The organism is Pedobacter sp. N36a, from assembly GCF_014472395.1.
GTDB lineage: Bacteria > Bacteroidota > Bacteroidia > Sphingobacteriales > Sphingobacteriaceae > Pedobacter.
In genome coordinates this window covers 225,156-241,603 of record NZ_JACSZW010000001.1, presented here as the reverse complement: position 1 = coordinate 241,603, position 16,448 = coordinate 225,156, and the positions used below count along the sequence as shown (strand labels likewise).

At 40.8% G+C, this 16,448-nt stretch carries 13 protein-coding genes and 1 pseudogene; 9 read left to right on the top strand and 5 right to left on the bottom strand.

Translation table 11 applies throughout. From position 1 onward, the window contains the following. Positions 1-59 precede the first annotated feature (59 nt). Complete coding sequence (locus H9X96_RS01190; RefSeq protein WP_187664518.1) at positions 60-302, bottom strand: hypothetical protein; 243 nt, start codon at positions 300-302, stop codon at positions 60-62. A 660-nt stretch (positions 303-962) separates the two neighbouring features. Here H9X96_RS01190 and H9X96_RS01185 point away from each other — a divergent pair. After that, positions 963-3,494: a BamA/TamA family outer membrane protein gene (locus tag H9X96_RS01185; protein ID WP_187664517.1), complete on the top strand. Its 2,532-nt coding sequence runs from the start codon at positions 963-965 to the stop codon at positions 3,492-3,494. Between the two features lie 79 nt (positions 3,495-3,573). Continuing rightward, positions 3,574-3,765, top strand: a complete 192-nt coding sequence (locus H9X96_RS01180) for a cold-shock protein (protein ID WP_062549601.1) — start codon at positions 3,574-3,576, stop codon at positions 3,763-3,765. Positions 3,766-3,865: 100 nt separating this feature from the next. On the opposite strand, the gene H9X96_RS01175 is transcribed toward H9X96_RS01180, so the two are convergent. Together H9X96_RS01175 and H9X96_RS01170 are read right to left on the bottom strand one after the other, a co-directional pair. Continuing rightward, complete coding sequence (locus tag H9X96_RS01175; RefSeq protein WP_187664516.1) at positions 3,866-5,467, bottom strand: murein L,D-transpeptidase; 1,602 nt, start codon at positions 5,465-5,467, stop codon at positions 3,866-3,868. 1 nt (position 5,468) lies between these two features. Then, on the bottom strand, positions 5,469-5,852 hold the full coding sequence (locus H9X96_RS01170) for a hypothetical protein (protein ID WP_187664515.1): 384 nt from the start codon (positions 5,850-5,852) through the stop codon (positions 5,469-5,471). A 173-nt stretch (positions 5,853-6,025) separates the two neighbouring features. Between H9X96_RS01170 and epsC the strand changes: the two genes are divergently transcribed. Genes epsC through H9X96_RS01150 form a run of 4 tightly spaced genes read left to right on the top strand, consistent with a single transcriptional unit; the run spans position 6,026 to position 9,045 of the window. Further along, positions 6,026-6,838, top strand: coding sequence for a serine O-acetyltransferase EpsC (gene epsC / locus H9X96_RS01165; RefSeq protein ID WP_187664514.1), 813 nt, complete (start codon positions 6,026-6,028; stop codon positions 6,836-6,838). A gap of 5 nt (positions 6,839-6,843) precedes the next feature. Continuing rightward, on the top strand, positions 6,844-7,716 hold the full coding sequence (cysM, locus tag H9X96_RS01160) for a cysteine synthase CysM (RefSeq protein WP_187664513.1): 873 nt from the start codon (positions 6,844-6,846) through the stop codon (positions 7,714-7,716). A 38-nt stretch (positions 7,717-7,754) separates the two neighbouring features. Next, positions 7,755-8,099 (top strand): DUF6122 family protein, encoded by a 345-nt coding sequence (locus tag H9X96_RS01155; protein ID WP_187664512.1) that lies wholly within the window; start codon positions 7,755-7,757, stop codon positions 8,097-8,099. 40 nt (positions 8,100-8,139) lie between these two features. Next, complete coding sequence (locus H9X96_RS01150; RefSeq protein WP_187664511.1) at positions 8,140-9,045, top strand: endonuclease/exonuclease/phosphatase family protein; 906 nt, start codon at positions 8,140-8,142, stop codon at positions 9,043-9,045. Here the strand turns inward: H9X96_RS01150 and H9X96_RS01145 are convergent. Continuing rightward, positions 9,022-9,468: pseudogene (locus H9X96_RS01145) on the bottom strand (SusD/RagB family nutrient-binding outer membrane lipoprotein); the annotation flags it as partial. The gene H9X96_RS01150 and the pseudogene H9X96_RS01145 overlap by 24 nt on opposite strands. A 62-nt stretch (positions 9,469-9,530) precedes the next feature. Here H9X96_RS01145 and H9X96_RS01140 point away from each other — a divergent pair. From H9X96_RS01140 to H9X96_RS01130, 3 genes are all read left to right on the top strand, one after another. Next, complete coding sequence (locus H9X96_RS01140; protein WP_187664510.1) at positions 9,531-9,791, top strand: hypothetical protein; 261 nt, start codon at positions 9,531-9,533, stop codon at positions 9,789-9,791. 21 nt (positions 9,792-9,812) lie between these two features. Beyond that, positions 9,813-10,784 (top strand): SusD/RagB family nutrient-binding outer membrane lipoprotein, encoded by a 972-nt coding sequence (locus H9X96_RS01135; protein ID WP_187664509.1) that lies wholly within the window; start codon positions 9,813-9,815, stop codon positions 10,782-10,784. A gap of 110 nt (positions 10,785-10,894) precedes the next feature. Next, positions 10,895-13,117 (top strand): GH92 family glycosyl hydrolase, encoded by a 2,223-nt coding sequence (locus H9X96_RS01130; protein WP_187664508.1) that lies wholly within the window; start codon positions 10,895-10,897, stop codon positions 13,115-13,117. 106 nt (positions 13,118-13,223) lie between these two features. Here the strand turns inward: H9X96_RS01130 and H9X96_RS01125 are convergent, their stop codons facing one another. Further along, complete coding sequence (locus H9X96_RS01125; RefSeq protein WP_187664507.1) at positions 13,224-16,313, bottom strand: AsmA family protein; 3,090 nt, start codon at positions 16,311-16,313, stop codon at positions 13,224-13,226. Positions 16,314-16,448: the final 135 nt, after the last annotated feature.

The following is a 16,448-nucleotide window of genomic DNA, read 5'->3' as shown; positions in this document are numbered from 1 at the left end:
CAAATAAGAATTGAATTCTTATTTAAATTTTGATGTCAGAGCAGCAGCAGGAGAGGTGTTTAAGTAGGGATTTTCGACTTGTAATCTCCCCGATTTCCATAAGTGATCAGTCTAAGGTATTCTCCAAGAATCAGACTTTGTCCGTATTTGGTTTTAAACCAATACGCTGCAGTTATTGGGTATTCCATGCGATCTGATGGGAGTGCAACTGAGATGCAATGGATGCTCGCATTTGGAAAAAAACTTTTTAAGGTCAAAGCCGCTCTTTTGCTGGCGTAAGTATGGCAAATGAAACTGATCATTTTTATCTTTTCAAAGGAAAACAGCTGCTATGCTTCGATAATATTTTCGAGCATATTCCTGGAACGTGTTTCCAAAAGAATAGGCTGTTTATTATGCCTTTCTGGAAGTAATGTAAAACTGATCCACCAGGTTATTGTCGATGAGTTGAGAAATTATTTCTGCAATCTCTTGGTGTTTTATATTAGATCCGAAAACAAATAATAAGTCAGATACTACTGGTTCTTATTTCTGAAAGCATAAAGCTGTCAGCACCTCTACAAGCTGCGGATCCATGGTCGGGCAGTTGGGATATCGTAATTCTGGAGGTAATTGCGTCTGTTTCATGGTATTTGCTATTGTAAATCAGATTTTTGTGAAATGCCTAGGAATCCTGAGGAGTCGAGTTAATTTTCCCCAAAACAATTCAATTGGTGTTTTGGTTTTCTATCCATTCAATATCGGAAGATTAGCTGAACAGCCTTTTATTTTTTTTGTTCATTATTATTTCATTTCTTAACACAGATCAAGAGTAGATAGGGGTTTTTAGGAATATCTTTATTTATCTTAACAAAGCATATAAAAGGAGGAAAAAAATGGTGAGATGGATGATTGCGATTTGGATTTCAAGGCATTTCAAAAAGATGTAATGATAAAAAAACTATAGATATAAAGCAGCAAATATGGTAAAACAGTTACTTTTTTCTACGTTGATATTTGCGGGTATTTGCGCCCAGGCACAGGATTCTTTAAAGGTAAGTATTTATCCAAAATACAATCGAGTAGGGAAGTTTCATCGCTTTCTTTTTGGCGAGAACTATCGGAAGGAATATGCAGACAGTACCAAAGTGCCTGTCATTCGCCTTTCTCAGATAAAAGGAGGGTTAACACCTATTAAAAGAGGGGGTGGGAATCAAACACATTCCCTAAGAATGGAGGATAAACAAGGGAAGGAATGGGTATTGCGATCCGTAGAGAAATATCCTGAAGTATTACTTCCTTTAGAACTACAGGCTACTTTTGCAAAAGATATTGTGAAAGATAATATGTCTGCACAACATCCTTTTTCTGCCTTAGTGGTGCCTGTTTTTGCGGATGCGATAGGCATCCCGCATAGCAATCCTATGATTGGCTGGGTGGTTCCAGATGAAGCATTAGGAGAGTTTGCCCCGGTTTTCGAAAATAGTCTTTGTCTGCTGGAAGAAAGAGAACCTGAAGGGGATACCGATCCTACCGAAAAAATGCTGAGAAAGTTAAATGACCACCATAACAATTCAGTAGATGCGGCATTAATGCTGAAAGCAAAAGCTTTGGATTATTTATTGGGAGATTGGGACAGGCATGAGGATCAATGGCGCTGGGTTCCAGAAAAGACCGCTCTGGGTACACGTTATGTAGTGGTTCCGCGGGATCGTGACATGGTGTACTACCTTTCACAGGGCCTGATTCCTAGGTTTGCTCAGGTTTCCTGGCTGCTTCCTATGATTCAGGGTTATGAACGAAATATTCAAAATATCAATTGGTTCTTTTGGGAAGGCAGGAGTATGTATGGACGCATCCTGGGCACGATGGGAGAAGAAGAGTGGGACAGGATCATTCAGGAGTTTTCTGCAGTGATGACGGATGAGCTTTTTGAACATGCATTAAAGAAATTGCCGGAACCCAGCTATTCCCTCCGTCACGATCAATTACTGGCTCAGCTAAAAGAAAGAAGAAAAAGTTTAGCGGAAATGATGAAGACCTATTATCATTTTATGAATCGCATAGTGGACATTCAAGGCAGCAACAAGAATGAATTGGTCCAGATAAGTGACCATGGCGCTGCAGGCTTAACGGTGAACTTAAAAAAACTGGATAAGAACGGTAAGGCTGGGGAAACTTTCTTTAACAGGAATTACGATCCTTTGGTGACTAAAGAAATCCGATTATATGTGAGGGATGGGAATGATCGTGTAATGCTCAACAACAAAAACTCCAATATCCGAATCCGAATGGTCAATGGGGAAGGTAACAAGCATTATGATATTGCAGCGGCCAGAGGCAAGGTGCCTTTTTATGGAATGGAAGAGGGGATTACTTATTCCGGCGCTTCCTCCAGGTTAATTAAACACCTGGCCAATGACACCAATAATACACATTACGTGCCTACAGACCTGTATGCTAGAAATATGACCTTGCTGAATGCAGGTTTTAATGCGGATGACGGCCTTTCTATGGGCTTATCTTATAAAATAATGAGTCCTGGTTTTAGGAAACTGCCCTTCGGAAATATACATTCCTTTTCTTTCCTGCACGCTTTTAAAAGCAAAGCTTTCAGCTTTAACTATTCCAGCGAATGGTTTCAAGCCTTAGGAAAGGCTGATATTGTATTGCAGGCCAGTGCTTTTGCGCCTGAAAACTCGCAGAATTTCTTTGGTTTAGGGAATGAAACACCTTATTTTAAAACCGGAGAGTATATATTATATTATCGAGCCAGGTTTAGTTTGTATGAGTTTGACCCTGCTTTAAGATGGCATGACCATAAAAACACCTGGACGGCCGGACCTACCTTTCAGTATTATCGCTACAATAGGGAGGACAACAACGATCGCTTCATCAGCAATACTGATTTGCTGCATTCACCGGATAGCGCAACGATCAGCCAGGATAAATGGTACACCGGCTTGAAGGTTGGTTTTACCCGGAATACCAGGAACAATGAAGTATTGCCTTCGTCCGGGAACCTGATCGATGCGAAACTGCGTTTTTATACGGGCTTAAATGCGGCTGCGGAATCTTCTGTACAGTTGCTGGCCAGCTATACTTTTTACCAGAAAATAGGAAATTCTAAGCGTTTTGTACTGGCAAATCGAACGGGAGCTGGGCTCATTTTTGGCAATCAAGCATTTTATCAGTCGAATTATATCGGCGGACAAGGAAATTTATTAGGTTTCCGTTCTTTCCGTTTTGGCGGGCAGCATAGTGTCTACAATAACCTGGAATTACGGACGAAACTCGCCAATGTTGGTGGATACATTTTACCCGGACAATTTGGAATAACAGCCTTCTTTGATACTGGGAGGGTGTGGATGAAGCAAGATGACTCCAATGTATGGCATTACAGCTATGGTGGTGGATTGTATTATGCGCCTGCCATTTTAACCGTGGTTCAGGCCCAGCTTGCCCACTCTAAAGAGGGATATTACCCCTATATTACCATGAAATTTAGGTACTAGTAAAATTATATTTGATGAAATAACTGTATTGCAATTATTTATACTTACATTTGTCCTATTAATTATAATAAAAAATACAATGCAAGAAGGAGTAGTAAAATTTTTTAATGAAACTAAAGGTTTCGGATTCATCGTTCCAAACTCGGGCGAAAGTGAAATCTTTGTTCATTCAACTGGCTTATTAGCCGACATCCGTGAGAACGATAAAGTTTCTTATGATGTTGAAGAAGGTCGTAAAGGTCTTAATGCAGTAAATGTTAAGGTGATTTAAATTTCCTCAATATAAATTGTGAAAACTGCCCCTCAAGGGCAGTTTTTTTTTGGCCCTGTTTTTTTACAGGGCAAATAGCAGATGCTGTTTCTGATTACAGTTATTTAGCAGCAAGGAAAAGCTGCTCTGCCATCTTCTGATCATGACCATAAATGTCATCTCTGAAATTCAATCGGCCATCCTGATCTACCCAGGCGGTGAAATAGGTGATAAAGACAGGAACAGGTTTTTTCAAGGCTACCCAGATCTCTTTTGTGCTTTTCATCGCTTTCGCTATTTTTTCCGGTGTCCAACCCGGTTGATCAGCCAATAAATAATCTGCAAGCTGAACTGGTTTTGCCAATCGGATGCAGCCATGACTAAAAGCTCTTTTCTCTTCTGCAAACAATGTTTTTGCAGGCGTATCATGGAAATAGATGTCGTAACTGTTGGGGAAAAGGAATTTTACGCGCCCCAGTGAATTGTTATCCCCAGGCTTTTGACGAACCATAGGAAGGCCATTGCTGGTTCCAGTTTGCTCCATGTTTTTGCTCGCCAGATAATTACGGTTGCGTTTCATTGCCGGAAGAATTTCTGCACGAACAATGCTGGCAGGAATATTCCAATAGGGGCTGAACACAATGTTTCTCAGTTTATTGCTGAAGATTACCGTTTTATTAGCCGCTTTACCTACCACAATACCCATGTTCAGTACCTGTTTGTGGTCTTCAAAAACATGAAGCTGGTACTCGGGAATGTTAACCAGAATCATTTTTCCTGAAGGCATGACCGGCATCCAGCGCATGCGTTCCAGATTAATGAGTATTTGTTCAATACGTTTTTCAATGGGAACATTTAATTCTTTTAGTAAAGCCGGATCGACCGATCCGGTGCTTCGAAGTCCATATAGTGGCTGCAGCTTTTTTACGGCTGTTTTTAGCGATTGGTCGAATTTAGCCAAGCTGTCTTTTGTCAGCGTATCACCCATTGCGATTAAACGCTGTTTGATCAGGCTTACCGTCAGACCGGTATCACCCAGCTGGTATTTCTTCCTGTTCCCTATGGGGATTGTTTTCCAGTTTCCCTCTTTTTGAAGGCCGTAATACCGTTGCAGTTCTTTTTTTAAGGCTTTGTATTGCTGATTTACAGGCTCCCAATCATCCGTTCTAAGGTTTTTATTGTTCATTAAGGAGTCCAGCAAAGCTACAGTACGCAGCTTTTTTCTAGGAATATGCCATTGAATCACCTCTGGGTTAACTTTTCCTTCATAGGCAGTAGCCACATAATTGAAGAAATGGCTGGTCAGCTGCAAATCCAGATGCACCAGACTGCTATCGGCTGTTTTGAAAGTGGTATCCTCTTTCATCATCAGTTCCATCTTTTGATCCAGACTCACATCCAGCAGGGAACTGTCGCGGAAATTATCTACATAGTCTTTATTCAATTGATAAAATACGCGGGCCTGCTCCGTTAATCCTTTTTCAGCCAGCCAGGCAAACTGAAAGTTCCTGCTGTTGTAAAAGTTTCTTAGGTACTGGGCCGCGCTATCGGTCAGCTTTTGCTCCGTAATATAATGCTCCATCTGCAGACTGTCTACTGCCAGTCTGGTCACGGAATTAGTAGGGGTAATACTAATGTCTCTTTCTATTTTAACTATTTTTTTTCTGTTGCAAGCTATAAATACAACAGGAAGAAGGAATAATATCAAGAGCCATTTTCTCATACTATAGTAGTTTTTCTAATTGTTTTTCTGTTTGTTTATCGAGTGTCAGCAAAAACTCTTCAATCCTGATTTTCAATAATCGAGTCATTGTTGCACTTGGCATCCTTTTCAGGACCATTTTTGCTTTATCACTGCTGTTTAACAAAGTACCTTCTTCCTCATTGAAAGAAAAAGTTCCTTGTTTGAAAACGCGTTCCTGGACTAAATGTTCATCCTTCATGGAAATAAATTGCAAAGGATAGATTCTGTGGGTCTTTTTTTCGTAAAGAATCCAGAAAAACACCTTGGAAGGATCACTTTCTGAATCAAAATTGCGTCGTTTAATCTCGACTAAGGAATTGAAAGGGGTATTGAAGAAATATAGTATTTCAAATGCTTCGGACATATTTCAGGGAAATAGCTTTAATGTGAATAGATTCTACGCGAATATAGCTTTAAATATTGTTAACCCTAAAGTCATAAGGACAGGTTCTCGCTTAAAATCAGTTATCTCCTCTTTTTATTTGTAATAATTTTCATTCCTTTACAATTTCAAACAAAACAGTAATAAAATCTAAGATGAGCGAAGAATTTTATCTTCATATTTTTAATAAACAAAACCGTGTAGAAGTAGTGCCTTCGAATGAAGTCATTGCCGCATGGGCCACCAATCTGATGAATATGGTGTACCCAGAGCGTTCTACTGCTCCAAAATATACGCTGCAAGAAATTCAGCATCAATTTGCTGCGCTGGAGTTAGAGCTAACCGCGCTATTAAACGCCACAAAAGCCTGTAAAGACTGTAATAATGAATTGATTGCTAAAAATTTTTTCAAAGCACTTCCTGAATTATACAGGAAAATGAATACTGATATCTCGGCCATTTTAACTGGAGATCCTGCGGCAAAAAGTGAGTTTGAGATCATTCGAAGTTATCCGGGCTTTCTGGCGATTTCTATGTACCGCATTGCACATGCCTTACAGATCTCAGATGTGCCTTTAATCCCGAGAATACTGACTGAATATGCACATTCTCAGACAGGAATTGACATTCATCCGGGAGCTAAAATCGGTGAATACTTATACATTGACCACGGAACGGGTATCGTAATCGGAGAAACTACGGTGATTGGTCACCATGTGAAGTTATATCAGGGCGTAACCCTTGGTGCATTGAGCGTTGAAAAATATATGGCTAACACCAAACGTCACCCTACCATCGAAGACCATGTGATCATTTATTCCGGCGCAACGATTTTAGGCGGAGAAACCATTATCGGCGATTATTCCATCATCGGTGGGAATGTATGGTTAACGAAAAGCGTGCCCTCACACTCCACAGTTTACCACCAATCCTCCATTAAAGTAATAGAGACCAAACAAAAAGACTAAACATCATGGGAAACATCATAGAATTTGTAGGAAATACCCCACTAGTAGAGATTCAGAAACTGCATTCTAACCCGAATGTGAAGATCTTTGCAAAACTGGAAGGAAATAATCCTGGAGGAAGCGTAAAAGACAGAGCCGCCTTGAACATGATTCGTTCTGCAATGGAACGCGGGGATATCAATAAAGGCACAAAACTTATTGAAGCCACCAGCGGCAATACCGGCATCGCGTTGGCCATGATTGCCAGTATTTTTGAGGTAGAAATAGAATTGGTGATGCCATCAAACTCGACGAGAGAACGTACGCTTACTATGGAGGCTTATGGTGCAAAAGTAACTTTACTGGAATCGATAGAAGTTTGCAGGGATTATGCAGAAGAAAAAGGAGCACAGGAAGGCTATTACTTGTTGAACCAATTTGCTAATCCAGACAACTATCTGGCACATTATAAAACTACGGGTCCTGAAATCTGGAAAGATACCCACCAACAGATCACTCATTTTGTGAGCTCAATGGGGACTACAGGGAGTATTATGGGGAATTCTATGTTCTTAAAAGAACAAAACCCAGAGATACAAATTGTGGGTTGTCAGCCAACAGAAGAATCTTCTATCCCGGGAATCCGCAGATGGCCAGCAGCATATTTACCGGCGATATTTGATGCCTCGAGAGTAGATCGTGTCATGGATGTTTCTCAGGCGGAAGCCACAGAAATGACCAGAAAAATGGCGAAAGTAGAAGGGATTTTTGCCGGAATGAGTAGTGGCGGTGCTTTGGCCTGCTCGCTAAGGTTAGCGGAAGAACTGAGTTCAGGACTGATCGTTTTTATTGCCTGCGACAGAGGTGATCGTTACTTAAGCAGCGATCTTTTCGGTTAAGGAATGAAACTGTTTCCAGAAAGTATTAAAAGCAGCAGATGAGCCCTGATTTATTGAACATCTTAAAGCCTTTAGTGCACTATAGCCTGCATTTCTTAGTACCGGGCTTAATTGCGTACGTGTTTTTCAAAAAGCAATGGAAGAAGGCATGGCTCATCATGATGGCTACGATGCTGGTGGATGCGGACCACCTTTTAGCTAACCCAATCTTTGATCCGGGTAGGTGTAGTGTGGGCTATCACCCGTTGCATTCTTATTACGCGATCGCAATTTATTTTATACTGTTGTTTTTTCCTAAAACCAGGATCATTGCGGTGGGCTTGATCTTTCATATGTTCACAGACTGGCAGGATTGCCAGTGGCTGCTGATGTTTGGTCCATAAGTAGCAGGTCCGGAAATGCCGTTTTTGCTGAAAAAACATAATGGGAAGCGCTGAATTCTATAAATATTCTTCTATTTTAGGCGATATGAAGCGTATTACCCTTTTTCTTTTGCTGCTGCTGGCTACTACTCAGGTTTTAAAGGCACAAACTCCCCTCAAGATCATCTCTTATAACGTCTATAATTATTTTGAAAGTGAGGCAGCCCGTAAAGCACGTTTTGTAACCTGGGCAAAGGCTCAGGACGCAGATGTGATTGCCTACCAGGAGTTGGTCAATATCAGCGGAGAAGAATTAAAGGCATTAGGAAAATCAATTGGCCACCCTTATACCGCATTGGCCAAGGAAAAGGGATATTCCGTAGGACTTTCTTCAAAATATCCGATTACTGAGGTGAAAAGAATAATAGAAGGAATGCACCATGGTTTTATGACTGCAAAAATTGAAGACCTAAATTTTGTAGTCGTTCATTTATCTCCCTTTAAGCACGAGAAAAGGAGAGGAGAAGTGGCGCTGATTACAGATAGCCTGCAACGTTGGGCGATTACTAAAAAGATCCTGATCATGGGCGATATGAATAGCCTTGCGGCATCGGACAGTATGTCTTATAACCGACTCGACCGTTTAACGCCAATGTTGAAAAGTGATAGCAGTAGTAATTTGAGCAATGCTAGCAATGGCCATCTCGACTATGAAATCCCTTCCTACCTCATTCAGAAAGGATTTATAGATACCTGGTCCATGAAAACTAAAGGCTTCAATTTTAGTTACCCTACCTTGGTTTTTGGCCCGGTTCCAGATGCTTCAAAAGAAAGAATCGACTATATTTTTATCTCTTCGGATTTACAGAAAAATGCAACGAAACCCATTATTGTAAAAGATGCGATGACAGATCAGTTATCAGATCATTATCCAATCAGTATTTTACTTGTCCCACCACACTCTTGAGCTGAGCACATCACCTCCAGATAAACGGGAAACGGCGGCTTTGTAATTGTCCGTATTGTTTAAGATTTCAGTAGAAAGGTAAATCATTCTCCTGGGAATGCTGCCATTGGTCACATTGCCAGGATAATTGATGGGGTGGAGGAGCGGATAACCTGATCTTTTCCAGTTGAACCAGGATTCTATGAAGTTAAACATCGTACCTGTACTGATCCAATATTGAGTATTGATCATTTCCAATGCTTTCTCTTTTGTCGATTCATCCAATGGATGATACTTTAAATAAGTAGCTATATCTCCTACTGGAATAGTTGCTTGAAGGTCAATCTGCGCAGTAGCTTGTAAAGCAGCTTTTAGTCCGCTTTGATAATCAGCAGCAGTTCCATTCACTGTCCAACCTCTTAATGCGGCTTCTGAAAGGAGTAATTCTGTTTCTGCCTAAGTCATGGTAAATATTGGGCCGCCAAGTTTGAGGTAAACTGAGGTTCTTGGCCTTGAATATTTTCCCACGCTACAAACGTTCGTCTGCGCGAACTTTCTTTGGGTTACACTTTCCCTGGATAGGTATTAATAAGAAAATAGAAAAGATTCAGGTGTCTGTGATCGGAAGAAACCTATGGATGATTTATAAGAAAGCACCGTTTGATCCAGAGTTAATCACCCTAACCGTAAATGCTTACCAAGGCTTTGATGATTTCGCAATGCCCAGTTTAAGAAGCATTGGTTTCAACGTTAATTTCACATTTTAAGCACCAAGATTCATTATATATATGAAAACCTTATTCAAAAAAACCGGACTGGGCGCCTTAGTTGCGTTATCGCTAGTCATGGCTCAAAGTTCTTGTACAAAAGACTACGATGTATACAATAGCAATCCAAATGGGTTAACAGATGCAGACTTACAGAAAGACAACACCTCTGCTGGAATTTTCCTTCCTGAAATGCAGGTAAATGTAGCTTACTATAAAACCAATGATGACTATATTTATCAGCTTCAGCAAAATCTGAACGCAGATATTTTTTCTGGATATTTTGCCCCTACCGGAGATTTTGGAGGCCCAAATAACGCTAGCTATGCCTTAAAAACAGGATGGAACTTATGTCCATTCAAAGTAGGTTATAGTGGTATTATGAACAGCTGGAGAGAAGAACGTAAACGTGCTGCAGCCAATCCTCAATATATCGCGGTGGCAGATATTTTGAAAGTAGAAGGAATGTACCGCGTCACAGATGTCTACGGACCGATTCCTTATACCAAATTTGGAACAGGTGTTTTGTACGCAGAAGGAGTGAAGCTTTCTTGCGAACAGGTGAATGCGAGCGGAGTGGATATTTACCTGGCTAATAATACAGGAACTCAAGCCCCCTATACTGACCCAATTAATGCCGCTAATAATGTGCCTGCTAATTCTCCTTTATTGAGCAAAACTACGGTGAAATGGGATGAGGCTGCAAGTACAGAGCAGAAATTGGAACGCATCATCACACAGAAATGGATCGCTATTTTCCCTGATGGAATGGAGGCATGGTCGGAATTCAGACGTACCGGATATCCAAAAATCTTTCCTGTAGTGAACAATCAAAGTGGTGGAACGATCGATACCGACAAACAAATCCGCAGGTTGCCTTTCTCAGATGATGAGTATAAAAACAACACGGAAGAGGTGACTAAAGCGATTTCATTGCTTGGTGGTGGCCCAGATAACGGTGGTACGAAGTTATGGTGGGATAAGAAAAACTAAGTTTTTTGTCTTGCAGCAGTAATATCTGGAATGGATCTGTGCTCCCAGCTGCTGCTGCAGGACAAATATTTGTAACTTCGGCGCCAATATTAACTATATACTAAGAATTGATGAAGCGTAAATACCTTTTATTTCTGGGCATCCTGCTTTCTGTGGGGCAGGGTTTTGCTCAAAACGGACTCACCAAATACGTAGATCCACACATTGGCTCTGCGGCTCATGGCCACGTATTCGTTGGTGCTAACGTGCCTTTCGGGGCTGTTCAGTTAGGGCCGACTAATGTTTTTGGTGGCTGGGACTGGTGCAGCGGTTACAATTATGCCAGTAACACCATTATTGGATTCTCTCATACCCATTTGAGTGGTACTGGAATCGGCGATCTGAATGATATTCTGGTGATGCCTGCAACAGGTCCCTCACAGCAGAACTATGTATCCACTTTCTCTCATGACCATGAGGTAACTAAAGCCGGATATTACAGCGTTATGCTGGACAAATACAAAATTAAAGCAGAGTTGACCAGTTCTGAAAGGGTGGGCTTTCACCAATATACTTTTGATAAGGTTTCCGATCAGCCGCATGTTATGCTAGACCTGAAAGCAGGCTTAGGATGGGATGTTCCAGTAGAAACTTATGTCAAACAATTAGATGCCACCACGTTGGTAGGTTACCGTTTTTCTAAAGGATGGGCCAATGACCAGCGCTTGTATTTTGCTGTGAAAATCTCTCAGCCATTGAGTCGCTTAGTGTTGTCTGATAGCAGCAGCCTGTCGAAAAGTGATAAAGAATTGAAAGGTATAGGAGTAAAAGCAGTATTACATTTCGAGGCCATTAACCAAGCGATATTAAAACTTAAAGTCGGACTTTCTCCAGTGAGTTATGAAAATGCGCTGGCTAATATTAATGCCGAAATTCCAGGATGGGATTTTGATAAGGTGCATCAGCAAGCCGATCAAAAATGGGAAAATGAGTTGTCAAAATTGAAAATCACTGCGGATGAAGAGACAAAAAAGACTTTCTATACCGCATTATACCATACCATGATCGCACCATCCATATTTGATGATGTGAATGGAGATTATAGAGGAACAGATAAAAAGGTGTACCATAAACCAGGTTTCACCAACTATACCACTTTTTCATTGTGGGATACTTACCGTGCTTACCATCCTTTGTTTACCATCCTGCATCAGGACAAGGTGTCTGATGTAGTCAACTCCTTCCTGGCTATTTATCAGCAGCAAGGTAAACTTCCGGTATGGCACCTGATGGGAAATGAAACAAATACCATGATCGGTTATCATGCGGTTCCGATTATTGTGGATGCTTATTTAAAAGGTTTTAGAGGGTTTGATGTGAACCTGGCTTATGAAGCAATTAAGCATTCTGCGATGCAGAAAGTAGAAGGTATTGAATACCCAGCAAAACTGGAATATATTCCTTCAGACCGGGTGATTGAATCTGTTGCTAAAGGATTGGAATATGCGATTGATGATTGGTGTATCGCTCAGATGGCGAAAGCAATGGGTAAAGAGGGGGATTATAAATATTTCTCTGAGCGCGCAAAATTGTATAGCAAATACTTCGATACAAAGACCAATTTTATGCGTGGTAAACTGGAAAATGGACAATGGCGTACGCCATTTAATCCGGTTTCTTCGAAACACCGTGAAGATGATTATACCGAAGGAAACGGCTGGCAATATACCTGGCTGGTTCCTCAGGATCCAGAAGGTTTGATCGCTTTGTTTGGTGGGGAGAAACCTTTTTCTAAAAAACTAGATACTTTATTTAGCATGAGTTCAGAAATGGGAGAAGGAAGTTCACCTGATATCACCGGATTAATTGGTCAATATGCACAAGGAAATGAGCCAAACCACCATATCCCTTATCTATATGCTTTTGCAGGACAGCCATGGAAAACTGCAGACCTGGTTCGCCAGATTACGGATTCGTTATACACCAATAAGCCAGATGGTCTTTGTGGCAATGAAGACTTGGGTCAGATGTCTGCATGGTATGTATTTTCTTCGATGGGCTTTTACCCGGTTAACCCAGCCAACGGAACGTATGTATTCGGTTCTCCAACGGTAAATGAAGCAGTAATTACTTTACCGGGAAACAAGAAGTTCCAAATGAAAACGGTAAACAACAGCAAGACAAACAAGTATATCCAAAAGGCCATGTGGAATGGTAAACCTTATAAAAAGTCTTATTTATTACACAAGGATCTGGTTGCAGGTGGTACGTTAACGCTATTTATGGGCAGCAAACCATCTACTAGCTGGGGTGTAAACCCAGCAGATCGGCCTAAATCGATCACCTTAAAGTAGCATACATCGTTAATGATGACTCCTTTATTAAAGGCCTGAACATAAAAACACCCTGTAAACTGTAAAGGCTACAGGGTGTTTTCGTTATCAGGAAGATTTATTTGGTTTATTCTGCATCGTCTTCTGTCTCTTCGAGTTTTGCGTCTTTGTTTCTTTTGAGGGCAACTTGAGGTTTATCCTGAGTCCCGGTAATACTCAATGGAATGCCGATCAATCCGAAAGGAGGAAGCCCCAGTCTGCCGCTTAAGTTTAGGCGTCCATCAAAGCTCACTTGGCCTTCAAGTCTAGGTCTGAAACCTGCAACACGCATTTTAAACCTTTCAATAGTAATGATGTTGTTGTTAATGGTACTTTTGATATTGATCTCAGAAAGATCTGGATTGCTCAAACTATCACGTTTCGTTGCTTTTCCTATCGCATTCATCAGTTTAAATCCACTCATACTGATTTTCTTTACTGAAAGCACACCTGCACCTTTTAAAGAAGGGAATATAGGAAACATATCCTGGTTCAGTTTACCGGAAAGCTGGTAATCCAAGCCAATTACTCCCTTCATTTTCCCGGCTGAAGTCGCGATTTCACGGAATAATTTGATCTCTTTATAAGCTTTCGCAACATCAAATTCCTTAGCAGTCAGGTGATAATCGAAAGTTGCCGATTTTGGACTTAAGCTTTTATATGTTGCATCCATGACTACCGGTGCATCAACCAGGTTAAAACTTGCCTGCTTTAATGACATCACACCATTGCTGAGCGCCAATGTGCCTTTTGCATCTTTAATTTTAAGGTCGTTGTAAAAGACGGTACCCGCATTTGCGTTGAGCTCCACATCCAGATTACCTGGAATGATGATCACGCCGCTACTCGGCATAGGCTTGCCGGATGCCTCTACCGGAACGCCATTATAAGCCATAAATTCATCGGCATATAAAGCCTTAGTGTCCAGGTTAAAGTTTCCGGTTAGTTTTGCTTGATCAGACAGTACATAGTTGATGATATTGCCGAGATGGCCTTTCATGCTGATGTTGGACTTACCATAACTCACTTGGAAGTTTTCAAACTTCATCTTATCCTGTGCAAAAGAGAATACACCATTCTTGATCAGGAAAGTTTTTGGAAACAGATCTGACTCCAGGTTTAATGATTTTATAACCACACGTCCATGGTTATTCAATTTATGGTAACGTCCGTTCATGGCGTCACTCTGTAGGCCTTTGAAAGAAACATTGCTGAAAATAGAACCTTTTACCTGGTATCCTTTTACCGCAAACAACTGGTACATTTTACCGATGTCAATCGTTCCTTTTGAACTGATGTTATAAGCCACATTCTCAAAATTCTTTACATCTGCTTTCAGCATGAAGGGCTGTCCGGCCATTTGAAAAGAGATGGGCTTGATGTTTAATTGAGTACCCTTTAGCTTGCCATCTTTATTGACCAATGCCGCATCGATGACGATTTTCTCCAAAGGCTGCTCGAAATGAGCAGTTTTTATCCTGCCATTAGCCAGTTGAATTGAAGCGCTAGTAACCGGGAACAGCTTTTTAAGCTTATGATATCCTCCTTTACTTTGCATGTTTACATGAAGTTCTCCATTTAATTCTAAATCTTTTAAAGGATAGAAATTCTTGATCTCTGCAAAGTTGACCATTGATTTGAGCTGTATATCAACTGGCATATTTTCTGCAGTTTGGAGTTTTGCCGATCCGCGGATATAGCTGCTGAGTGCCTGGATGTTGATATTGCTAATTTCCAGTTTGGTATTTTTGTAGTTTCCGTCTGGATTTTGACCATTGATACTAAAATTAATCTTATCGATCGCTGCCGGTAAAGAAGCGAATTTGAAATAACCATTGCTCACTTTAGAAATCAGGTAAAACTTAGGGATGGTGGCAATTACAGTATCGACTTTTCTAATGCCGCTTCGTACTACTTTTTTGCTGTATTTTCCATCCGCCAGTAAATCGATATCATAATGACCTCTGATCAGCTCCACACTGAAGATCTTGCCCCATTTCTCCAGATCAATTGAAGCACGAGTCTTGATGTAGATTTCAGGAGTCACCAGGCCATTTAATTTCACCACAGCGCTCAGGTGGTCTTTGCCCATGTTAAAATATAAGCTATCCATATTGATGCTCAGGCTGTCCATGTTTAAGCTGGGCAGCTTAGTCTGCAGATTCAGGTATAGCTTACTGATAGATTCCGGAGCTTTAGGATTAGAAATTTCGCCATCCCGGATTTTCATATTGAAAGTCGCAGTGGGCATCGTGTTGCTCTTCGCCAGGTATTTACCAATTAAAGAGGCTTCGATTTCTGCATAACCTTTGATGTTCGTTTTTTCCACCCGGCTGGCTATCTCTGGAGGCAAGGCCGAAAATATGTTGTGCAGGTCGGTTTCTTTTGCCTTTGTTTTAAAGTTGAGATCGTAACCATCTTTAATAAAAGAGAAACGCCCAACAAAATGAATAGGTAAAGAGTTGATTTGTAAATCATTTTCATCAAACATCAAGTCCAGGGAATTGGTGTTGATTTTGGTCAGCAATTTCGCATTGACTTTTTTGCCCAGCAAATAGGGAGCACCAGCATAAACCACATCCAGGCTGTCTATATTGGCCTGACTTTTCAAGTCAAAGATCGCTTTGCTAAAATCACCTTGTCCGGAATAGTTTAATCCCTTGGCACTGATCAGCATTGGCACCGATTGATCATTATAGGTCAGGTTGCTCTTTTTGATAAAGATCCCTTCGATTTTGATGGCGGTATTGCTGGTTTTCGGCACTTTTTGCGTGCTATCCGGTTTGCTTTCATAGACATTGTAATTGGCATTTCCTTTTTCATCTACTTTCACATTGATATCGGCTTCATTGATGAAAATCTGGTCAATTTTGATCTGATCTGAAAAGATCGTACTCAAGTCTACTCTGAAAGCAAGTTCTTTGGTATGTAGTAATGTATCCTGCTGAAATGGTGCCGAACCTTTTAAGGTAAAATTTTGCAGACTTAAAGTTAAGGAAGGGAAGTGCCTGAAGAAGGATAAACTGCTGTCTTCAAAATGGACTTCTCCTTTGATATTTTCGTTTACCCATTTTTCCACGGTTTTGGAAATCGTTTTAGGCATCAGGTAGGGGACAATAAATAAGAGCAATACGATAGCGGAGAGCGTTATCCCCGTAATTTTAAGAACTTTTTTCAAACTTGTGTGTATATTAAGCGGGCAAAGGTAATTCATTATAGCCTAAAAACATACCGCTGAGTCGGCTGTATTTACATTGAACGGGCTTAAATTTCATAGAGAAAATGAGCAGGAGAATGGTATTCCGCAAAAAAA